This window comes from Yersinia aleksiciae (genome assembly GCF_001047675.1).
GTDB lineage: Bacteria > Pseudomonadota > Gammaproteobacteria > Enterobacterales > Enterobacteriaceae > Yersinia > Yersinia aleksiciae.
The window spans coordinates 2,067,574-2,089,514 of the sequence record NZ_CP011975.1 but is presented as its reverse complement, the minus strand read 5'-3'; the positions used below and the strand labels follow the sequence as shown (position 1 = coordinate 2,089,514).

Below are 21,941 nucleotides of genomic sequence, written 5' to 3'. Positions count from 1 at the left end.
GTCTATTAGTATAGAGAGTATACTTTCTCCCGTAGGATGAGTCTTAGATTAATATCAAGGTAAGGTCGTTGGTTAATACTAGCTGTAATGTTACGATTGTTCTTTGAATTTATCCAGTGATTGGCCTGATAGCACTTTTACGAAAGAAGATAAAGAATCTATGTCGCAATCTTTCTCATTAGGTGTTCGAAAAATTTGGGATGAATTAGCCGTAATACAGGCGCCTGGGTTCTATTGGGTCAATATTGAACGTCAAATTGATGCCCACTTATTTTGTCAGCAAATAATTCGTCATCAACCTGAAAATACTCGGGCAGCATTGATTTGCTCAGGCGTAAAACCTGAGCAAATACTGAACAATATTATGGATTATGGCCCCGCTAAATTACCGCTATTTACGTTACCTGCTCAAAGAAACGCCTTGCGGCATTTAACCGGTGATTTAATGCGTTCGCTACGACCACAACAGCGCCTGTTTATACTGTTAGCCCCTGCCACTCTCTGGCAAACCCACACCAGTGAAGAGATGCAGCAGTGGCTACAGCAGATTCAGCAATGGCTGGATGCACAGCAGTGCGCATTGATCGTGCTTTGCCACGGCACCGGCGTAAATAAAATTAAAAATCAATTAGTTAGTCAGCATCGTTACCTGCAAGGACTCGCCAGTCTGCAATGGCAGCAAGATAATGCGCAGTATGTGGTCTCTTGGTGGAGCACCGCCAAAGGGGTGACCGCCAATCAGCTCGTGCTGCTGGATGCGGATGAGCAAGGCTGGAGTATGGCGGATGAAGTCCAGCAAGTGCTGCCACAGTCACGTAATGATGAGCATCTCTATCTGGCCGAAACCCACATTCTGGAAGGCGCGCCACCACTTTCCACACATTGGCAACTGCTGGAGAGCAATGCAGCACTGGCCCAGCGGGCAATGAACGCCCATGCCGCTACTTTGATTTTTGCCCTCAATCAGAGTGAGCAAATTGATGAAATGGCGCATCAGATCCACAACATACGCCGTCAACGTGGCGATGCCATAAAAATTGTGGTGCGCGAAATGCACGCCAGCCTACGGTATAGCGATGAGCGCCTGCTGTTGGCCTGTGGGGCCAATCTGATTGTGCCTCACGTTGCGCCCTTGTCCCGCTTTCTGACCATGCTTGAGGGCATTCAGGGGCAGCGTTTCTCGCGTCATGTCCCCCAAGATATCAATACCTTACTGGACGCATTGCGCCCTCTTCAGCTCAAAGGGTATCTGCCCCCCGCCGAGTTCTGCCAGTCCGTATTGCAACTGATGAACAACACCCTGCTGCCCGAAAATGGCAAAGGCGTCTTGGTGGCGCTGCGGGCAGTGCCGGGGCTACAGGCGCGGCAAGCGCTGACATTGTGTCATCTGCGCCGCTATGGTGATGTGGTGACCGTGGCGAACAATCGCTTGCTACTGTTTCTTTCTACTTGCCGGGTCAATGACTTAGATACCGCACTGAACCATATCTTCCGGTTGCCAGTGGCTGAAGTCTTCAGTAATCAGCTGGTGTGGTATCAGGATCAGGACATTATCTATGAGATTAACCGGATGAATACCCCCGATGCAGGGCAAACGGCCGGAGCGAGAAAAGCCTATACGCAAGACGCTGGCGCAGTTGAGCAGCCGGAAGCCGCTCGGCGTGTTCCCGTCCCTGTGACACTCAAGATCAGCCATAACAAGGAGGTAGCCCCATGAATCTCAACGATATCTGGCAAATCCTGCTGCTCGGTGCGGTGATTTTCTTCCCGCTGGGTTATGTGGCCCACCGCTGGTTTCCCCAGTGGTGGGAGAGAAAGCAGCATCTGTTCTTATCCGCGCGCGACTTAAAATCAGCAGGGGTCTGGTCGCGCGATGGCTCCATCTCACAGACTAAGAAATAACCATGAATGCAAAAAATAAGCAGCAAGAATCGCAGAGTCCATGGGGCTATTGGCGCGGCCTTGGCCTATGGAACTACTATTTTCTGCTGAAGTTTGCCCTGCTGTGGTTCGGTTATCTGAACTTCCATCCGCTGGCCAATCTGGTGTTTCTGGCGTTCCTGCTGTTTCCGATCCCCGCCTATCGCGTCCATCGCTGGCGTCACTGGATAGCCATCCCGATAGGGATTGGCTTGCTGTATCACGACACTTGGCTGCCAGGTGTCAGCAGCATCATGAGCCAAGGCTCACAGTTAACCGGCTTTAGCTTCAGCTATCTAACTGAATTATTTGGCCGTTTTATTAACTGGGCCATGATCGGGGCGGCCTTCGTGATTCTGGTGGGTTACCTGTTTATTTCGCAGTGGATCCGAGTGACTGTTTTTATCGTCGCCGCCATGGTTTGGCTGAATATTGCGAGTTTGGCGGGGCCTGCATTTTCACTGGCGCCTGCCGCTGAAACGGCGGCAACAACAGTGCCAGCCGTCGCCAATACTGGGCTGCCAGCATCAGTCAGTAGTCCAGTCGTCACCAGCGTACCCCCGACAGATGCCAACCTGACGGCTTATCTGAATGCGTTTTATGATCAAGAGAAAACACGCCACACCACCTTCCCCGCTTCACTGCCGGGAGACGCACAGCCCTTTGATTTACTAGTGATTAATATCTGTTCGTTGTCATGGTCAGATATTGAAGCCATCCAGTTGGACCAACACCCACTGTGGAAGAAGTTCGATATTCTGTTCAAGAATTTCAACTCCGCCACGGCTTACAGTGGCCCAGCCTCTATCCGCCTGTTACGCGCCAGTTGCGGCCAGTCATCACACAAAGAGCTGTATCAGCCGCAAGATCAACAATGCTATCTGTTTGATAATCTGGCAAAACTTGGCTTCACTTCTCAGTTGATGATGGATCACTCTGGGGTGTTTGGTCATTATCTGCAAAACATTCAGGAAGACGGCAATATGCGCGCGCCGCTGATGTCACAAAAAGGCATCAGTAATCAGTTAGCCTCTTTCGATGGCGAGCCCATTTATAACGATCTGGAGCTGCTGAACCGTTGGCTGGAGCAGCAGAAGAAAGGGGGCGACGCACGCAGTGCAACCTTCATGAATATCATCCCGTTACATGATGGTAACCGCTTTGTTGGCACCAATAAGACCGCAGATTACCGCGCCCGTGCCAAAACCCTGTTTGATCAACTGGACACCTTTCTGGATGAGTTGGAGAAATCAGGCCGCAAGGTCATGGTGGTGGTAGTGCCAGAGCACGGGGCGGCCTTGGTGGGCGATAAAATGCAGATGTCCGGCCTGCGGGATATCCCCAGCCCGAGCATCACCCATATTCCGGTGGGGGTGAAGCTGATGGGTATCAAAGCACCGCAACCCGCCAGCCCCGTGGTGATCAGCACGCCAAGCAGCTATCTGGCGATCTCAGAGTTAGTGTCACGTATGGTCGATGGCAAAGTCTTTACTGCCCCCAATATCGACTGGCAAACCCTGACGCAAGCCTTACCGGAAACCGCCGTGGTATCAGAAAATGATAATGCGGTGGTGATGCAATATCAGGGTAAACCTTATATTCGGTTGAATGGGGGTGACTGGGTGCCTTATCCACAATAAATAGCTGTATATAAGTGTTGGATTATTGGATGAAGGGCGCATTGATTGCGCCCTTTTTATTCATTTTGCATACGCCATATTATGTCGATTCACGCCTGGTACAGGCTAAAAAAATTAAGCGCAATAATTAGCCGGAATTTTATTTACACTCATTTTAGGCTGATTCTTACAGCGTAAATTAATAATAAAGTCTATGGCATTATTTTATTGATCCATAATGATCATTATTAACTGTTTATTTACAGAGCAAGCATTCTATTTACAGGCTAACTATTAGAGTCACAGCGGCGGTTATTAGGTTATAACGAAAATGCTAATGGCTTTACTCAGTTATAAAAAAACGCCGGATATCCAGCGTTTTGAGTTTTGATATTATCTTGCGATGTTGCAGGATTAGCTGGTTTTCTCCGCTTCATCCTGATCAACCGCAAAACAGGCCACCATTTGGTCACCGTACTGTTTCAGCTGCGGTTGCAACTGGCTACAAGTGCCAAAAGCTCGACGGCAGCGCGCATTGAACGCACAACCCGGCGGCGGGCTCATCGGGCTAGGTAATTCGCCTGTCAGTTTAATACGCTCGCGACGCATATCAGGATTCAGGCGCGGTGTTGCCGAGAGCAATGCCTGCGTATAGGGGTGGCGTGGATTGTTAAAAATGGCCTCTTTGCTGCCTTTCTCAACACAACGGCCCAGATACATCACCATCACTTCATCGGCGATATGCTCAACCACAGACAGGTCATGGGAGATAAAGACGTAAGACAGCCCCAGTTCCTGCTGTAAATCCATCATCAGGTTTAATACCTGCGCCCGCACGGAAACATCCAGCGCTGAGACAGGTTCATCAGCAATCACCACATCCGGATTCAGCATCAAGCCGCGCGCAATTGCGATACGCTGGCGCTGACCACCGGAGAACATGTGAGGATAGCGGTCATAGTGCTCGGTTTTCAGGCCGACCTTCGCCATCATCGCCAATGTTTTCTCGCGGCGCTCTTTGCTGTTGAGCTTGGTATTGATTTGCAGCGGCTCTTCCAGTATCTGCCCCACTTTCTTCCGTGGATTCAGTGAGCCATAGGGGTTCTGGAACACAATCTGGATCTTCTGGCGACGCAGTTTTTCCGCACTTTCATCCGGCTTGAGCAAGTCCTGCCCTTGGTAGTAAAGCTCGCCGCCGGTTGGGATCTCAATCATGGTCAGTAAGCGGCCCAGGGTGGATTTACCACAACCAGACTCCCCAACTACCGCCAAGGTTTTGCCGCGCTCCAGGGTGAACGACACCCCATCCAGTGCCTTAACCAAGCGCTCTGGAGCAAAGAAACCTTTTTTGACCGGATAGTATTTCTTCAGATCAATGGCCTGTAATAGCGGCTTGCCGGTTTGGGATTCTGGCTTCATTTCAGTGTTATTCTGGCTCATAGGGTCGGCCTCCCCGCATCATCGAGCGGTGTATGGCATTTAACCTGACGCCCTGCTGGTCCCAGCAGTTCAGGCTCTTCACGGCGGCAACGATCAGTGGCATACGGGCAGCGTGGATTGAGCAGGCAGCCTTCCGGGCGGTCATATTTACCCGGCACCACCCCCGGTAGTGAAGCTAAGCGCGCTTTATCCTGAGCAAACTCCGGTAAGGCTCGCAGCAACGCCTGCGTATACGGATGACGCGGAGCGCGGAAGATTTCCGATGACTTACCGGTCTCCACCACTTGGCCGGCATACATCACAATAATGTGATGAGCGGCCTCGGCCACCAGTGCCAGATCATGGGTAATCAGCAACAGCGCCATATTTTCGCGCTGCTGTAACTCCAGCAGCAGCTCAATAATTTGCGCCTGAATGGTGACGTCCAGCGCGGTTGTCGGCTCATCGGCAATCAGCAGCTTGGGTCGACAGGCAATCGCCATGGCAATCATTACACGCTGGCTCATCCCACCGGAAAGTTGGTGCGGATAGACATCCAATCGCGACGCCGGATCAGGGATGCCCACTAACGTGAGCAGGTCCACCGCCCGCTGAAAACGGGTTTTACGGTTGCCGCCCTGATGCACCTTCAGCGCTTCCATAATCTGGAAACCGACGGTGTAGCATGGGTTGAGGCTGGTCATTGGGTCTTGGAAGATCATCGCCACTTCCGACCCAACCAACTGACGCCGCTCTTTTTCAGAGATTTTGGTCAGGTCGCGGCCATTAAATTCCAGTTTATCGGCCATCACTTTGCCGGGGTAATCAATCAGCCCCATGATAGCCAGTGAGCTGACTGATTTACCGGAGCCGGATTCACCGACAATCCCAACCACCTGCCCTTGATCAATGCTGTAACTGATACGGTCTACGGCCTTGAACGGCGCACCTTCGTCGCCGAAGTGCACCGACAATTTATCTACATTTAAAAGTGCCATCTCTCTCTACCTCTGTTACTGCTTGAGTTTGGGGTCGAGAGCATCACGCAGGCCGTCCCCCATCAGGTTAAACGCTAGAACCGTTAGCAGGATCGCCACACCTGGGAAGGTCACGACCCACCAGGCGCTTTGGGCGAACTGCAACACGTCAGAGAGCATGGTGCCCCATTCCGGTGTTGGCGGTTGCGCACCCATGCCGAGGAAGCCGAGAGCCGCCATATCCAGAATGGCGTTAGAGAAGCCGAGAGATGCCTGCACGATTAATGGCGCAAGGCAGTTTGGCAATATATTGATAAACATTTGGCGCATCGCACCCGCACCGGCCACTCTTGAGGCCGTCACGTAGTCGCGGTTAACCTCAACCAGCACCGCTGCGCGGGTTAAACGCACATAATGCGGCAGGGCGACAAAGGTGAGCGCTAACGAAGCATTGACAATCGAGGGCCCGAATACCGCCACCAAGACCAGCGCCAGTAACAAGCTTGGCAGTGCCAGCATGATATCGACAACACGCATGATGATGGCATCGACGATGCCGCCAAAGTAGCCGGCCAGTAAGCCGAAAACGACCCCCATCACCAGAGACAGCACCACCACCAGACAGCCGACTAACAGCGAGAGTCGTGCGCCATACATCAGGCGGGATAAGACATCGCGGCCCACATCATCGGTACCCAGAATAAACTTCCAACTGCCGCCCGCCTCCCAAACCGGAGGTTTCAAGAGTGCGTCGCGAAATTGCTCTGCTGGCCCGTGCGGGGCTAACCAAGTGGCTCCAGCAGCGATGACTAACATAATAATGATGTAAAACAGGCCAATCACGGCCCCTTTGTTGCGCTTGAAATAGTGCCAAAACTCCTGCAAAGGAGTCATCGGCTTCGGCGCACTTTTTACTGTCGACTCAGTAAGTTGAGACATTCTGCGCCCCTTATTTCTTGTGACGAATACGCGGGTTAACTACGCCATAGAGCACATCTACCAGCAAGTTAACTAAAATAATCATGATCGCGACCAACAACACACCGCCCTGTACCACGGGGTAGTCACGGCGTTGCAGTGCATCCATCAACCAGCGGCCCAAACCTGGCCAGGAGAAGATGGTTTCCGTCAGAATCGCCCCAGCCAGCATGGTGCCGACCTGCAAGCCGATCACAGTGACGACGGGCAGCAAGGCATTGCGCAGTGCATGAACCACAATCACGCGCATCCGGCTCAGCCCCTTGGCTCGCGCAGTGCGGATATAATCCTCACCCAACACTTCCAGCATGGAGGAGCGGGTCATGCGCACGATAACCGCCAGCGGAATGGTGCCCAGAACGATGGCCGGTAAAACCATATGCATTACCGCATCTTTAAAATCACCCGGTTCGCCCCAGATAAGGGTGTCAATCAGCATAAAACCGGTGAGGGGCAAACTGTCATCCAAGAATACCGTATCACTGACACGTCCGGAAACTGGGGTGAGGTTCCATTGCACCGACACCAACATGATCAGCATGATGCCCCACCAGAAGATCGGCATCGAGTAGCCAGTAAGGGAGATCCCAACTGCGGTATGATCGAATATTGAACCGCGTTTGACTGCCGCCAGCACCCCGACCGGTATCCCCACGGCGATAGCAAACAGCATCGCGCAGATCCCAAGTTCTAGCGTGGCTTTAAAGCGTGGGACAAACTCTTCCCAGACGGCAATACGGCTTTTCAGCGAGATGCCAAGGTCGCCATGTAATACGCCATTCACATAATGGAAGTATTGTTGATAGAGAGGCTTGTCCAGCCCCATTTCTGCCATGATTTGCGCATGACGCTCGGTGGAGATACCGCGTTCCCCGGCCATGATGGTCACCGGGTCGCCCGGGATCATATGAACAAAAGCAAAGGTCAGCAAAGTAATGCCGATAAACGTTGGGATAACTAACCCCAAACGTCGGAGTATGAACTGCAACATATCCCGAACTCTCTGTGTAGAATGCCGAGCTGCTCGTGGGCAACCCCGCTTATATGGCTCACATCTGTATCTGTCTTAACCTAAACAAAGAAACCGATGAACATGCTGTTTGCACATTCATCGGCTGTCTAACGGGTTAAAATTAATCCAGGGACACGTTCTCGAAATGGTGTTTACCCAACGGATCGACAACATAACCTTTCACTTCTTTACGCACTGGCTCGTACACGGTTGAGTGAGCAACAATCAGCGCTGGCGCTTGATCATGCATCACAACCTGAGCTTGTTTGTAAAGTGCGACACGTTTGTCATGGTCAGACTCAGCACGGGCTGGCTGGATCACGTCTTCAAACGGCTTATAGCACCACTTGGAGTAGTTGGAGCCTTGTTTGGCTGCATCACAGCTGAACAGGGTGGCGAAGAAGTTGTCTGGGTCCCCATTGTCCCCGGTCCAACCCATCATCACAGTTTCATGCTCGCCGTCTTTAGCACGCTTGAGGTATTCGCCCCACTCGTAGGTCACAATCTTGGCTTTCACGCCCACTTTCGCCCAGTCGGACTGGATCATTTCAGCCATACGACGGGCATTCGGGTTGTACGGACGTTGAACTGGCATTGCCCACAGGTCGATGGCGAAACCATCTGGCAGACCCGCTTCTTTCAACAGCTCTTTCGCTTTAGCAGGATCGTAAGCGTAATCTTTCACATCATCGTTGTAGCCCCACATAGTCGGTGGGATCAGGTTCTTAGCCGCTTGGCCTGCGCCTTGATAAACCGCATCGATAATCGCTTGCTTGTTAACCGCCATGGTCAACGCCTGGCGAACCTTAACGTTATCCAGTGGTTTCTTCTCAACGTTGAAGGAGAGGTAACCGACGTTCAGGCCCGGTTGCTCCATCAGATTGATGGTTTTGTCTTCTTTCATGCGAGCAATGTCAGCCGGGTTAGGGTACGGCATAACCTGACACTCATTTTTCTGCAATTTGGCGTAGCGCACTGACGCATCTGGGGTAATAGAGAAGACCAGACGATCAATTTTTGGCTTAGTGCCCCAGTAGCCATCAAAAGCTTTGTACAGGATACGGGAGTCTTTTTGGTACTGCTGTAACTGGAACGGGCCGGTGCCGATTGGATTCAAATCGACTTTTTCCGGTGTGCCAGCTTTCAGCATATTGTTCGCATATTCGGCAGACAGAATTGACGCGAAGTCCATCGCCAAGTCAGCCAGGAATGGTGATTCTGGACGGGCCAGTTCGAAACGAACGGTGTTGTCGTCAACTTTAACGATATTGGTGATCAAATCACCCATACCCATACCCTGGAAGTACTCATAGCTGCCGCCAGAAACTTTATGGTACGGATGTTTATCATCTTTCTGACGCATGAAGGAGTAGATCACATCATCAGCGTTGAAATCGCGAGTCGGCTTAAAGTCTTTGTTATCTTGCCACTTCACGCCTTTACGCAGATGGAAGGTGTAGCTCTTACCATCTTCACTGACTTCCCACTTCTCAGCCAGACCCGGTTCAATTTCGGTTGTGCCGAGTTTGAATTCAACCAGACGGTTGTAGATTGGGACGGAGCTTGCGTCATACGTCGTGCCCGAAGTAAATAGCTGCGGGTTGAAACCTTCCGGAGAACCCTCAGAACAATATACTAATGTTTTCGCTTGTACACTGGCCGCCACGGTCAGTGCAATCAGCCCAATACCGAATTTCAGTATCCCTGTTTTTCCCAAGGAAATCGTCATCGCTTGTGCTCCATTATGGTGATGTGTGTTGTGTGTACGGCCAGACCCTATAATTTTTTCGCCCGTGGTCAGTACCGTTTTGGCTCATTAGCCGCAGGGATGCGGGATTGAGATGTCGGATAAATATCATCGCAACAGCAATTTTGGACGTGTGGAATCACCCAAACTGCACTCGATTACTCCCCCTGAGGGTACCAATTTGGCAACAGTTGGTGGCAACGTCAATACGGTCTGAAAGGTTTTATCAAGACAATGAGAAACAGCATGCAAACATAAAAAAAACTTCTCGTTAACATTATTAGCATTAAAATTTATGCTAGCGGCAATATGCCAGCGCGATTAACTGGGTAATGAAAATAAAGCAGTGGTAACACCCAATGACAAACCAAAAAACTTTGTTGCTAAATGATGCATATCCGTTCAGATTTTTTTGCAATCTCGACAGAAAACAGGAGGAAATGCTGCTATGACAGCCGATAAGTGACGTAAGGCTTGTCACATCCAGCCATAATCGGACACATCTTGCGTGCCGTTAAAAAAGCAAAATAAGGTTGCTCCCCACTCGTCATCCAAGTGATAGCAAGGCTTGCTGAGGGAGAGCACGATAATGACGCACCAAAATAGGGCAGACTATTGACGCAGCGATAATGGGAGATAATCTCGCCCCGAATGATGGCCAGAAGATCATCACATTGGGCGAGGATTTTAAGGGTTAAAACGGCTCATGATAAAAGCGCTGTGCATCGACGAAGCTAGGGTTTAACCGTTCTATGCACATCAATGCCACCATGAATTTCCCCCAGATTTTCAGTGATTTTCCAATAAGACAAATCGACTTTCCCCATGAAACTGACAATCTTGCCTCGGTAATTCTTTAAGTGGCCGGTATCAATGTCGATATCGCTAGAAGTAATGATCCCCCCCATTGAGTTATTCATTCCCTTTGATTTTATCTTTATATTCGCAGCTCCAGATGTCATATTTGACTTAATCGTCCCATGTACATTCTCAACGAGTTCGCTGGCCTGTATTAAGATATGACCACTATTAGCGTAAATACTGCCATTCCTATTGAGAATATCGCCCCCAGACATTCTGATAGAGAATCGGTTATTAGCATCATAAGGCAAAGCCTGTCGCTCAGCCTTTATACGCCCCCCCATATTATCAATAGAAGCCAATCCTCTTAATATCACTTTTTGAGATGTTATTTTTCCGCCATTATTTTTGACCGATGCACTAGACGAGATATTGACAACGGCTTCTGCATCGATAATACCTTTGTTCGATACACTCCCCCCTCTTGTCGTGATAAATATTCTATCCGCATACATCCCCCCTAATTTACTCACATCAACATTCACTTTCTTTTTATAATCACTCGTAAATCCCCCCATGGTTCTAATATTGATCTTTTCACCCACTGGGGCAAAACTGACTGCATGCTGACCAATAATAGATACGATATCGTCACTTATTACCTCCCCATCAATTTTTAATGAGTTAGCAAAGAAATCCAGGAAGGTATAAAAATGCTCATGATGATCCAGCCCACCTTTTTTAATGTGGATAGTCCCACGATTCACATCGTAGCCAATTAGCGTGCCTGCGTGAACCACAGGTATGCCGGTGGTTAACGTTACATGCTCTGTATTGCTGAAACTACAGCCATCACAACTGATCCCTGATGGATTGGCAATAATGACGTGAGCTTTATCTCCCGCAACGACAAGAGAACCATGTAACTGGCTAGGTTCCTTCGATGTGACCTCATTTAAAATGACTTTTGCCGTTTTATCGATTAAGAAAGGGTTACCGGTTAATTCTTTACTATCCGCGAGAACATTATTAAATGTAATTTTGTTGTATCCTTGACCTCTTTCATTATTAAACTTTTTATATTTATTATGTGACAACCCATTTTTATCCGGACTAATAATATCGATATTCGTAAAGGTCGCCCCCTGACAGCGCGCATTTTGTTCCTTACACATTTTTTTAGCTTCAATATATTTGGATACTTTGACCTGTTTCCCCAGGAGCACAGTGGTATCAGCAATAACATCAGCATATAGATAGGGTATACTCGCTAAATAAGCACAACCAATAAACCCAAAGCATATATATTTACTCTTACACCTCACATCTAAGTGTAAATTAATCATTCGCACCCCCTTTTATAATAGAGTAGACGTTGAAATGTTTATACTCTCAAGCAGTCAATGCGATCGTGCAATATTAAAAAAAGAGATCCGATATTCTATTTTTAATACAAAAATAAAACCTGAATTAATATTGCCAGGAAACGGTAAACCCAAAGACCAATGGATCGGCATGTGATTTAGCAGGTTTGAGTATCGGAGTACTAATATTAAAATCATAACTGAACGGGTTATAATTCCCACGTATCCCCACAACGGCCCCCATCAAACGTTCGCCTAAAAGCAACTGATGGCCTTTCTCATTCATCTCACCATAATCCATACCAACATACATTTGTATGCCACTTATCGGGGGACTCCAGGCAACATCATTTTTAAAATACCATCCTCGCGGCCCCACTACAGCACTGCGCTGATTAAAACCACGAACTGAATCGCGGCCACCAATGGAAAATCTATCCTGCACACTAATATCCGAATAGGTATGTTGATGACTGAAGACAGGCCGATAATTGAAGTTCTGCGCCCCCAGCGTGAAAGGAATATCCAGTGAGCCAGTGATAACCACCAGCCTTGCCGGTGCCATATCCGTTTTACCGGGAATAGGCTGAGCGCCAAACCAGGACGCCCCTTGTTGATAGCGAATCCCCCCCTTGAAAGTTGCCCACGGCATATAGTGCAAATGCTCAAATCCCAATTGCCAATCTGTGGTCTTGAGTCGTTGGACCCCAAGCTCATTATCGGCAAAATAACTGGCAGATTTCCGCATCAAGACCCCAACATAACCCGTTGTTTTATAATTAACCCCCCGTGAGAGTAAGCGCTGAATCTGAGCGTCCAACATCTTCCAGCGAGTGCGATAGTGAAATGAACTCTCTGCAAGTAATAGTGATTGGTAACGGTGACCTCGGCTTCCTGTCATATTCAATAGCCAATTGCCATAGGGGACCGAGTAATGAAGCGCATAATTGCCATAGCCTCTGTCAAATTGACGATCAATATCACGATTACCGGAGAAGTAGAGTAAGTCGCTAAGGGATAGCGGATTATCAAGGGAGAGTATTGCACCTGTACGATAGCGGCCAACGGCGTATGGCCCTGCATCATCAACGTAAGCATTCACACGCCAAAAACGTGATTGTTGGCGGTTAACCTTAATCTGGCTAGTTAAATCCTCCTTGTTAAGCTCAATATCCATGGAGGCGCTCACCGAAGGCAAGCGTTGCAGATTTTCTAGTCCTTGCTCAATATCACGCAAATTAACCAACTCGCCGGGCTGACTCGGGAACTGCGCATTGAGATAAACATGACCGACACTCTGTTTATCGAGTCTGATATCTTCAATGCGGCCAGGTACGAGCTTCAGATATAGCGTGCCGTCGGTATAATGTTCATCGGCAAAAATGACCCGTGATGTAATGTAACCGTCAGACACTAACTGCGACTGCAATTTAGCCACCAGCGATAACAGCCCTTGATCCCCCAGACAGAGCCCGTACACACTCGACGCCTGATCTTTTAAATTAGCTGCATTGGGGAAAGTAGACAGATGGCTTAACTCAATATGATTAATTGTCACGCAAGCAGGTTTATCATCATAAGATCTGTTGTCTGGCGGTGCTGACTCAGCAAAAACCTTAAATGGGAATATCCCAATAGTCATCAGAAAAAAGATATAATACGGCAGATTAAAATGGTGATTTTCAATTTGTTTCACTTTTTTTGTTCTTTTTATAATTTTAAATGTCACGGTAGTTAGCCCCATTTAAATTAAAATAAGTGAGCAATGACTGACCACAACAAAGTGGCAAATCATTAAGATATAATTAGGTATTTAATTGAAAACAATAACTTTAATGATAATTGCCCGTCAGAGTTATTTATGACGTCATTGACGTTGACGTTCATTTTATTTAATTCCTCAAATGAGAGGGTAAGTTTCGCTTAGTGTTGTGAATACGACGCAAACAACAGATATCAATTAACGGTTCTTCGCCATTGAAAGTCAATAAAACAAGTGAGTTATAAAATATTAAAAGAATACTAAATATCTATGAACAGTCGCCAATAGTATTAATGAGATAAAATGAGAACCCTCATAAAATAAAGATATTATTTATTAAGTATAAGAGCGCTAAAAATAGAAACTTATTCCTTAACTCGTGATGGCATAAAATGCTAATCGGCTCAGTGGAGAAAAAACACAAAAAAAAACCCTGACATTTCTGTCAGGGTTCTTAAATTTGGTCGGCGAGAGAGGATTCGAACCTCCGACCCACTGGTCCCAAACCAGTTGCGCTACCAAGCTGCGCTACTCGCCGAATTGGGGCGCATCTTACTGCTACGATCCTAGAGCGTCAATCACTTTTTAACAACCCGCTGGCGACTGTTGCTTATATCATCACCAGCGGTCAAAACGGCATCACTTTAAGCTTAAATCAAGCTTCCACTGGCTTCAGCTGTGGCGACTGTGCCCGCAAGAATGGCAGCAAGAAGAAAGCAGATAAGCAGGCAGCAACGGAAATCACCACAAAGAAACCATTCCAGTGCCAAATCTCCATCACGCGAGCAATAGGGTAGCCAGATAAAGCCGCACCTAAGTATGCAAACAACCCAACAAAACCGGTGGCAGCACCTGCGGCGTCTTTATGTGAGCATTCAGCAGCAGCCATGCCAATCAGCATCTGCGGGCCAAAGATAAAGAAGCCAATGGCAAAGAAGCAGCCCGCCTGTAAGACATAACTGATCCCCGGCATAATCCACAACGACGCCACCGAGAGGAAAATACCAATGGCGAAAATCAGGTTCATCGGTCCACGATTACCGCGGAACCACTTATCAGAACCCCATCCCGCCACCAGCGAACCAATAAACCCACCCACTTCAAATAATGAAATGGCCGAGTTGGCGGTCATCAATGAGTAGCCTTTCTCTTGCGTTAAATAGAGATTGCCCCAGTCATTGATTGCCGTACGAACGATATAAACCAGCACATAGGAAACCGCCAGCAACCAGATATATTTATTGGTTAACACATAGCGTTTCACTATCTCTTTATTCGATAGCCCTTGGCCTTCTGATTCTTGCACCAGCTCCATGGCATCATTGCGCCACTGACCCACACTCGGCAGCCCCATGGTGCTTGGCTTATCGCGCAAGCGCCAACACATCAGTAAACCAATCACCACACCGATAATACCGGGGATAATCATGCCGTAGCGCCAGCTAAAGTGCAGGGAGATAAAGCCGACTAACAGTGGGATTAATGCGCCACCAAAGTTATGGGAGGTATTCCAAACGGCCCACCACCCCCCGCGCTCTGAACGTGAGTACCAGCTGGTAAGAATTTTGGAGCATGGCGGCCAGCCCCAGCCCTGGAAGAACGCATTAAGAATCCACAGCGTACCAAACACCAAGAGTGATGAACTCATGCCAAACAAGATATTGATAATCCCAGTCATGACCAGCCCTATCCCCATAAAGTAGCGCGGGTTTGAGCGGTCGCTGATCATCCCAGAGATAAATTTTGAACAGCCGTAGGTGATATAAAACAGTGTGCCTAAGATCCCAACATCCGACATCGTAAGACCCAGATCGCTGAGCATGGCGGGCATGATGAAGGTGAAGCTTTTGCGAGTAAAATAGAATGCCGCGTAGCCGATATACATCGTCCACATTAATTGAATGCGCCAATATTTATAAGAGGAATCAATCTGCGCTTGATTCGTTACTGGCGGTACGTTATCGCGGCTTTTGAGGAAAGACCACATGTTGAACCTCAGGAAATTGTGACAAGTACCATCATCATGATGCGCGCGCGCGCGAAACCCATTAGCGAAATTCCCGCCGTATCCGAGAATATTTCTTAGTTTTCATTAGCTGTCGAAGAAACTGTGGGAAGGATCACATTTAAGCAGGTTCCCTGATTGACACTTAGACTAAAGCTGCCCCCCAGCGCGCTGACTCGAGATTGCATACCCCGTAGCCCATAACCGGGTGTTAATGTGGCCAAATCGATACCTTTTCCGTTATCACGAATCGTCAGATATATGTTCTGGTCATCTTGCTGCGCATTAATCTCAATCCGGCTAGCAGCACCATGCCGATAGGCATTAGTCACGCCCTCTTGGCAGATGCGGTATAGCGTGATTTTCAGCGTTTCGTCTATCGGGTGATCATCCAGTTGCCAATTCAATATGCCCACTACAGATTGGTCTTGCGGGATCAGCTCGCGCATCAATGCCGCAACCGCCGCCGATAACGGCAAGTTATTTAATGCCGCAGGCCATAATTTGGCTAACACATCGTGGACGCCATCATAAACCCGTAATGCCAGCGTCTCTATCATCTCGGCACTGGTTAGCACGGGCGGTTCTGCCGTCAACCGCTTGATAATACTGGCTTGAGTACGGATCACGGTTACTGTCTGCCCCACTTCATCATGCAGCTCTCGCGCCACATCTCGGCGGGCGTGTTCTTCAGCCACCACTAATGCTTTAGCCAACTCACGATTTTCATTCAAGCGTATTTGCAGTTGTTGATTCAGTTCCCGCTGACGCTGAATGCCCGCCCCCAAGAGTAAACCGGTCAAACTCTGCGCAAGCAGTGACAGCAGCAGGTCTCGATGGGAGTCCAATAGCGCTGGCGTATTAATCAATAACACCACGCCATTCAGCAGCGTCGCCACCGCGCCCCCTTGCCAGCCATAGCGGTAAGACATAAAAACAATCGGGATCGCCAAACAGAATGGCGCAAAAAGATGTAAGTCCGTTTCGGTGACTTCATACTGCAACCAGATACTCAGCGCGAATAGCAGTAGATACCACATGATATGCTGCAAACGCAGATTAATCGGTTTATGAATCAACCCCGGCTCTAAGGGTAACCAAATCTGACGTGTAAAATAGTGCCATAACAACAAGCAGGTAGGTGCAATGGTAAACCCCCCTACCAGCCCAAGCAATAACGCCATCGCCCCCTGGTTGCTGGCAATTTGCCATCCCAATGCCTGTATCAAGGCGGCAGCAAGAATCACCGCACCTTGCATCAAAGGCCACTGCCATTCACTGGTACTCTTCTGATGGCGCAATAACCAAGGGGAAGCAAAAACAGCCAATAAGGTGGTCGTCAGCAGAAGGGGGATCGCGTACCACAACAGATCGACGTAGCCAAATTGATCCGTTAACAGCCACCACAATAGTGCGTCCCCCAGCAGGATGCCCGGCCAGTACTGACGGGGGCTTTGCAATAAAATGCCCATCCGCAGGCCAAAGGGGAATAGCAGCAATGCTTGTAATGGCCGATCAACCAGTTGTGTGCCGATTGACCATAAGCAGAAAGCCGCAGTGGTGTAGATAAAGAGCAGCGCGACTGACATGATCACGCGCTGCATCATAGGTTCAGAACCTGTTTCGCCAGCTCCACATTATTGCTGACACCCAACTTGGAGAATAGATTGGCGCGATGAACATGGACGGTTTTAGGTGACAGGCCGAGCGACTCGGCAATCTCGCGGACTTCCATCCCCTGGGCCAGTAACACGGCAACTTCACGCTCACGGCGGGTCAAAGGATCGACGGCAATACGGGCCAATTGTTGGGCAATTTCAGGCATCAAATAGACGCCACCACTTCCAACGGTACGGACGGCTGAAACCAGATCTTCCGGTTTACAGCGTTTGGAGAGAAATCCGAGCGCCCCGCGCTCTAAAGCCATCTCGACCAGCGCAGGACTGTCATGCATCGACAGCATAATGACGGCAAGCCCTGACGGCAGATCTTGCAATAAATCTAAACCACTCTCATCGGGCATGGAGATATCACAAATACAGATATTGGCCTGTAAACTCGGCAGTCCAGCGCGAGCCTGTTTTGCCGAGTTGAACTCCCCCACCACCTGAATATCCTCTTCCAGCGAGAGTAGCTGGGCAAATCCTGAGCGCACAATGTCATGATCATCAATAAAGACAACACGGTAAGTCATGGAAGACTCCAGCCAATGAGGGATCGAGGCTGGAGTATACCGCAAGCTGATTATCTCAATGGAGATTGGTATCAAAAATCAGGCCAGAACGGATTATTCTGAATACTAATCGGTCATATTACTGGCTGAGCGTGCTTAGCGGGTGCCTGACACCAGTTATTTTGTTCATTAATTCCACCATCCGGTGAGGTATAGCCTAAACAGCCCAAAATGGAGTCAAACAGTTCGACATGGCGGTGAGTTTTACCCACGCGCTGCTCTGCTTGCAGTTGCTCAAATGCAGCGAGGTGCTCAGGTTGGGCCAAAAACTTGTCTGAAGCCCAAACCATCAATGGCACGCGGAATTGCTCCGGCGGTGCCATTTCGCGCGGGGTACCATGGAAATGAGAGTTATCGTCAATGGATTCACCGTGATCAGCGGCATAGAACACCAAGGCTTTCTTATCGCGCATTTGGTCAATCACATTGGCGATAAACGAATCGGTATACAACACACTGTTATCAAAAGCATTCACTAGCTGTTGCTTGCTGCAAAAATCATCCACACCCATACATTCTGGCTGGTAGCGAGCATAGCTGCGGGGGTAGCGTTGGGAGTAAAGATAGTGTGAGCCTTTGGTATGCAGAATGACTAAATGTTTACCTTCCGGATAACGTCCAAGTGACTCTTTCAATTCATCGACCAATAGCATGTCATCTACCGGCTTATCATCATTACGTTTCTCCGAGGCAATCAATTCGCGGAACGAATAGTTATCGGTGTTCGCATTATTGTAGAACCACATCTCGCTCTGCATGGCGAACAGTTCAGAGGTGAAACCCAATGATTTCATCACGGCGAACACATTTTGCTCTTTCAGTGTGCGTTGCGGGTTATCTTCCGCGCCACCTTCGCGCACAAACATACAGCGCAACGAGAGTTTGGTAGAGGTATCGCAGGATGTACCACGGAAAGCGACCAGATTCTTCTCTTTACTTAAACGAGGGGTGGTATCACGTGAATACCCCAGTAGCCCCATATGATCCCAACGGGTCGTTTCACCAATGATAAACACGACATAGGTCTCATCAATACCTGCGGGGGCGACATAAGTATGGTGCTCAGTCGGGTTATACAGTGTAGCCGCATCATACTTTTCGTTGTATTGCGTATAAGCGTATAAACCCAATGCAGCCAGCCAGTTAGAGGGTAAATAGGAGTGAGCAACCACCCCGCCATAGCTCGGTAAATCCACAGTTCTCAGTTGCTCATTGGCGGTCTGCACATTATCCAGATAACGAAGAGGCAGCCAAACCAATCCCACCGCAGCCATCATCAATAAAATAGGTTTAATCCGCTGACCGGGGGTTTTAAATTGCTCTAGCAGGGTGAGTCGTAGGGTGTTTTTCCAGATAAGTAGCAGTGGCAATGCACTGACCAGTACCATCCAGATCACAAAATGCAGCCCGATAACCTCTTTCGAGAGATCGGTATCCGTGGTTAATACGGAGATCACGATGCCATAACCAATCACGACATTGAAAAAAGTCATGTAATAGCTGGCGGCGACAGAGATTAGCACCAATAAGCTCGCGACCACACGATAAAACCATCGGCCACCGAGTGAAATCACCCGCATCACAAAAAAAGTGAAGAGGATAATGACCATCACTTCGATGATAGCGGTCAATACTTTTATGCCTTGGATACCTTGGCTGAAGGAGTCAAAACGACGATAAAAGACAGAAATATTCAGGAAAATTCCAATATAAACAGCCAACAACAAAGAAATACTTTGCTGTGATAAAGATTTCACTCTGTCCATAAAACGCCAGGTCTCCAAAGACACTATTTGCGGCTTGAATCAATCAGACAGTGAACCCCCTTTCAGGTTCAGTGTTATATCAATAAGCAAGCTATTGATTTTTGATCTGAGAATTATCTTAGCGGCTATTAGTGGACCAGTCCGCGAGCTAACGCAAACTCTATGCAGCCCATAGTGGCATAACTGTTCAAAAACAGCACAAAAGAGAGAAAGGAAGGGGATAAAATGGGCACAGCCCATAAGAGAATTCCTATGGGCTTCTGTGAAGGGTCTTGGCTTATTTAATATTTAACGTGACATCAATATTGCCACGAGTTGCATTGGAGTATGGGCAGACAACATGCGCTTTTTTCACTAAATCTTCGGCAACACTGTGCTCAATACCCGGCAAACTGATATCCAGTTGAACTTCAATGCCGAAGCCGGTCGGAATGGCACCAATGCCGACAGTGCCTTCAATGCTGGCATCATCAGGGATTTTCACCTTCTCTTTTGATGCAACGAATTTCAGTGCGCCGAGGAAGCAGGCAGAGTAACCCGCAGCAAACAGTTGCTCAGGGTTAGTCACCGCACCACCCGCACCACCCATCTCTTTAGGCACACCTAATTTCACATCCAATACGCCATCAGAGGATGTTGCCCGTCCGTCACGACCACCGGTGGCTTTTGCTTTGGCGCGGTATACAACTTTTTCGATAGACATAGTGCTTTCCTTTCAGGGTCAATAAATATGAAGACTAAGTACAACTTGAAAGTATGGCACTCATTATGAAAAAGCCCCCAACTTTGGGGGCTTCAAAAGCAATCTTACTGAGCGGGAGTATCTATCTTGTCATCTATCCGCTGCAACATATACGGGTAGAACGGGTTGGATGAAATACGCATCAATGAATCCAAGCCGACCACCAGCACAGCACGTTCACCACGCGCGGCAAAGGTCCCCAAACTGATACCGTATTGGTCACGGGGATCGGGGTAGCGACCATACAGCGAATCACTCATCGGGAATGGCAATGCGACGTGAGACAACGAGAAGATATCCGGTGGATAGATCAAGCCCGTTGGCACTGAAGTCTCGTTGGTTTGTCCTGCCAGTGTGGTTATCGCCACTGTTTCATTACTCTGCGGTGAAACATTGGTAATCACCGTGGTATTGTAATTACGCGGTGGCGGCGGCAACAAACGAGCCAGTGCGGTATAAGAAGATGTTCTCAGTAATGGACCGAAGCTGGCTGCGCGGTTCAAATCAAACAGCACCACTTCACTGCCATTTTTCGGCAAGTGATTGTAGAGCGCGGTAACAACCGCACGAGTGCTGACCGTTGAGTCCATTAATGACTGGAAAGTCAGAATTGGCGGCAGCTCATCCATTTTATTGTTTCTGGCATCACGTGCAATTTGCTGCTGTAACACAGAAGTGAGCAAATAGGACTGACGCGCAGCATTGACCGGGAACGAGTTATATTTGAAAGGATTAAACTCAGGCACGATCCCCAACCAGGCTGCTTTGGCAAAGGCGGGGAAGATAGCAGGCCAACCAGCAACACCGGCAAAACGCGCAAAGCTCGTCACGCCAATCATCGGAGAGATCAATATCACCCGCGCAGGTTTCGCCAGTGTCGGGTCATCCATCGAGTCCAGCGTGTATTTCATTGCCAGCGCACCGCCATTGGAGAAACCAACGACATGCAAGGGTAAATCGGGGCCGCTAAGCGTTTTGGCCTCACGTACTGCCAGACGCGTTGCTGCTAACCAATCCTGCCATTCAACATCTGTCAGCGCTGCGGGGACAGATCCATGGGCTGGCAAGCGAACACCAATGGCAACATAACCACGCTGACGATAATTTTCAGCGATATGGCGCAAACTATAAGGGGTATCGGTCAAACCATGCAGTAATACGACAGCACCTTTAGGCTTCCCATCAGGTTGCAGAATATAAGAACGATTCCAGTCATTTTTAAAATGCGGTGGATAGATCGAACTACCCGAATAATAACGGTTTAGTGGAACCTGAGTTCTTGGTTCCAATTTTTCAGTAACATTTATCCGAACTTCATCGAAAATGTTATTTTCAGCTTTGATGTAATCCGCCCAACTGGCTTTATCAATCTCAGCCGCGCGCATTTCATGGGGAACGAAAGTGTGCCAAAGCTCAAGCTTCGGACCACGTTGTGTGTCGTAAATACGTATTGCCAGTATGGTAACGGACATTACCACCAAGACCAGTATAATCCGTTTAATCCACCGCTTAATGGCTATGCCAAGCATGGGCCGTTACTCCGTAGGTCTATAATTTTTCACAATTGAGGTCAGTTTATCACCATCTGGCCACGCC

At 48.6% G+C, this 21,941-nt stretch carries 16 protein-coding genes and 1 tRNA gene; 3 read left to right on the top strand and 14 right to left on the bottom strand.

Annotated features, from left to right (window positions below; all coding sequences use genetic code 11):
- Positions 1-160: 160 nt before the first annotated feature.
- The 3 genes from bcsE to bcsG are packed head-to-tail and all read left to right on the top strand — an operon-like array spanning position 161 to position 3,560.
- A complete protein-coding gene (gene bcsE, locus ACZ76_RS09440) occupies positions 161-1,717 on the top strand; it encodes a cellulose biosynthesis protein BcsE (protein ID WP_048618726.1) in 1,557 nt (518 codons plus the stop codon).
- Positions 1,714-1,902 (top strand): cellulose biosynthesis protein BcsF, encoded by a 189-nt coding sequence (gene bcsF, locus ACZ76_RS09435; RefSeq protein WP_048618725.1) that lies wholly within the window; start codon positions 1,714-1,716, stop codon positions 1,900-1,902. Before bcsE ends, bcsF begins: the two co-directional genes overlap by 4 nt.
- A 2-nt stretch (positions 1,903-1,904) precedes the next feature.
- On the top strand, positions 1,905-3,560 hold the full coding sequence (gene bcsG / locus ACZ76_RS09430) for a cellulose biosynthesis protein BcsG (RefSeq protein WP_048618724.1): 1,656 nt from the start codon (positions 1,905-1,907) through the stop codon (positions 3,558-3,560).
- A 393-nt stretch (positions 3,561-3,953) separates the two neighbouring features.
- Here bcsG and dppF read toward each other — a convergent pair whose 3' ends face one another.
- The 14 genes from dppF to ACZ76_RS09360 form a co-directional block, all read right to left on the bottom strand.
- Positions 3,954-4,958, bottom strand: a complete 1,005-nt coding sequence (gene dppF, locus ACZ76_RS09425) for a dipeptide ABC transporter ATP-binding subunit DppF (RefSeq protein ID WP_048620250.1) — start codon at positions 4,956-4,958, stop codon at positions 3,954-3,956.
- 17 nt (positions 4,959-4,975) lie between these two features.
- Positions 4,976-5,956, bottom strand: a complete 981-nt coding sequence (gene dppD / locus ACZ76_RS09420) for a dipeptide ABC transporter ATP-binding protein (protein ID WP_048618723.1) — start codon at positions 5,954-5,956, stop codon at positions 4,976-4,978.
- A 15-nt stretch (positions 5,957-5,971) separates the two neighbouring features.
- Positions 5,972-6,874 (bottom strand): dipeptide ABC transporter permease DppC, encoded by a 903-nt coding sequence (gene dppC, locus ACZ76_RS09415; protein WP_048618722.1) that lies wholly within the window; start codon positions 6,872-6,874, stop codon positions 5,972-5,974.
- Between the two features lie 10 nt (positions 6,875-6,884).
- On the bottom strand, positions 6,885-7,904 hold the full coding sequence (dppB, locus tag ACZ76_RS09410) for a dipeptide ABC transporter permease DppB (RefSeq protein ID WP_048618721.1): 1,020 nt from the start codon (positions 7,902-7,904) through the stop codon (positions 6,885-6,887).
- A 142-nt stretch (positions 7,905-8,046) separates the two neighbouring features.
- Positions 8,047-9,654: a dipeptide ABC transporter periplasmic-binding protein DppA gene (gene dppA / locus ACZ76_RS09405; RefSeq protein ID WP_048618720.1), complete on the bottom strand. Its 1,608-nt coding sequence runs from the start codon at positions 9,652-9,654 to the stop codon at positions 8,047-8,049.
- Positions 9,655-10,406: 752 nt separating this feature from the next.
- Entirely contained in the window at positions 10,407-11,819 is a 1,413-nt protein-coding gene (locus ACZ76_RS09400) for a two-partner secretion domain-containing protein (RefSeq protein WP_071840491.1), read from the bottom strand.
- A 124-nt stretch (positions 11,820-11,943) separates the two neighbouring features.
- Positions 11,944-13,566, bottom strand: a complete 1,623-nt coding sequence (locus tag ACZ76_RS09395; RefSeq protein ID WP_048618719.1) for a ShlB/FhaC/HecB family hemolysin secretion/activation protein — start codon at positions 13,564-13,566, stop codon at positions 11,944-11,946.
- A gap of 494 nt (positions 13,567-14,060) precedes the next feature.
- Positions 14,061-14,137 (bottom strand) — tRNA-Pro (locus ACZ76_RS09390).
- A 117-nt stretch (positions 14,138-14,254) separates the two neighbouring features.
- Positions 14,255-15,586, bottom strand: a complete 1,332-nt coding sequence (uhpC, locus tag ACZ76_RS09385; protein WP_048618718.1) for an MFS transporter — start codon at positions 15,584-15,586, stop codon at positions 14,255-14,257.
- Between the two features lie 95 nt (positions 15,587-15,681).
- A complete protein-coding gene (gene uhpB, locus ACZ76_RS09380) occupies positions 15,682-17,211 on the bottom strand; it encodes a signal transduction histidine-protein kinase/phosphatase UhpB (protein WP_048618717.1) in 1,530 nt (509 codons plus the stop codon).
- The gene (uhpA, locus tag ACZ76_RS09375; protein WP_048618716.1) at positions 17,208-17,798 is read right to left on the bottom strand and encodes a transcriptional regulator UhpA; all 591 of its coding nucleotides are present in this window, start codon (positions 17,796-17,798) and stop codon (positions 17,208-17,210) included. Before uhpA ends, uhpB begins: the two co-directional genes overlap by 4 nt.
- 113 nt (positions 17,799-17,911) lie before the next feature.
- The gene (gene eptB / locus ACZ76_RS09370) at positions 17,912-19,603 is read right to left on the bottom strand and encodes a kdo(2)-lipid A phosphoethanolamine 7''-transferase (protein ID WP_048618715.1); all 1,692 of its coding nucleotides are present in this window, start codon (positions 19,601-19,603) and stop codon (positions 17,912-17,914) included.
- A gap of 277 nt (positions 19,604-19,880) precedes the next feature.
- Complete coding sequence (locus ACZ76_RS09365; protein ID WP_048618714.1) at positions 19,881-20,306, bottom strand: organic hydroperoxide resistance protein; 426 nt, start codon at positions 20,304-20,306, stop codon at positions 19,881-19,883.
- Between the two features lie 104 nt (positions 20,307-20,410).
- Complete coding sequence (locus ACZ76_RS09360; protein ID WP_048618713.1) at positions 20,411-21,874, bottom strand: alpha/beta hydrolase; 1,464 nt, start codon at positions 21,872-21,874, stop codon at positions 20,411-20,413.
- Positions 21,875-21,941: the final 67 nt, after the last annotated feature.

Coding starts and splice junctions, on each gene's coding strand:
- bcsE (WP_048618726.1), top strand. CDS start 161: ATGTCGCAATCTTTCTCATTAGGTGTTCGAAAAATTTGGGATGAATTA.
- bcsF (WP_048618725.1), top strand. CDS start 1,714: ATGAATCTCAACGATATCTGGCAAATCCTGCTGCTCGGTGCGGTGATT.
- bcsG (WP_048618724.1), top strand. CDS start 1,905: ATGAATGCAAAAAATAAGCAGCAAGAATCGCAGAGTCCATGGGGCTAT.
- dppF (WP_048620250.1), bottom strand. CDS start 4,958: ATGAAGCCAGAATCCCAAACCGGCAAGCCGCTATTACAGGCCATTGAT.
- dppD (WP_048618723.1), bottom strand. CDS start 5,956: ATGGCACTTTTAAATGTAGATAAATTGTCGGTGCACTTCGGCGACGAA.
- dppC (WP_048618722.1), bottom strand. CDS start 6,874: ATGTCTCAACTTACTGAGTCGACAGTAAAAAGTGCGCCGAAGCCGATG.
- dppB (WP_048618721.1), bottom strand. CDS start 7,904: ATGTTGCAGTTCATACTCCGACGTTTGGGGTTAGTTATCCCAACGTTT.
- dppA (WP_048618720.1), bottom strand. CDS start 9,654: ATGACGATTTCCTTGGGAAAAACAGGGATACTGAAATTCGGTATTGGG.
- ACZ76_RS09400 (WP_071840491.1), bottom strand. CDS start 11,819: ATGATTAATTTACACTTAGATGTGAGGTGTAAGAGTAAATATATATGC.
- uhpC (WP_048618718.1), bottom strand. CDS start 15,586: ATGTGGTCTTTCCTCAAAAGCCGCGATAACGTACCGCCAGTAACGAAT.
- uhpB (WP_048618717.1), bottom strand. CDS start 17,211: ATGATGCAGCGCGTGATCATGTCAGTCGCGCTGCTCTTTATCTACACC.
- uhpA (WP_048618716.1), bottom strand. CDS start 17,798: ATGACTTACCGTGTTGTCTTTATTGATGATCATGACATTGTGCGCTCA.
- eptB (WP_048618715.1), bottom strand. CDS start 19,603: ATGGACAGAGTGAAATCTTTATCACAGCAAAGTATTTCTTTGTTGTTG.
- ACZ76_RS09365 (WP_048618714.1), bottom strand. CDS start 20,306: ATGTCTATCGAAAAAGTTGTATACCGCGCCAAAGCAAAAGCCACCGGT.
- ACZ76_RS09360 (WP_048618713.1), bottom strand. CDS start 21,874: ATGCTTGGCATAGCCATTAAGCGGTGGATTAAACGGATTATACTGGTC.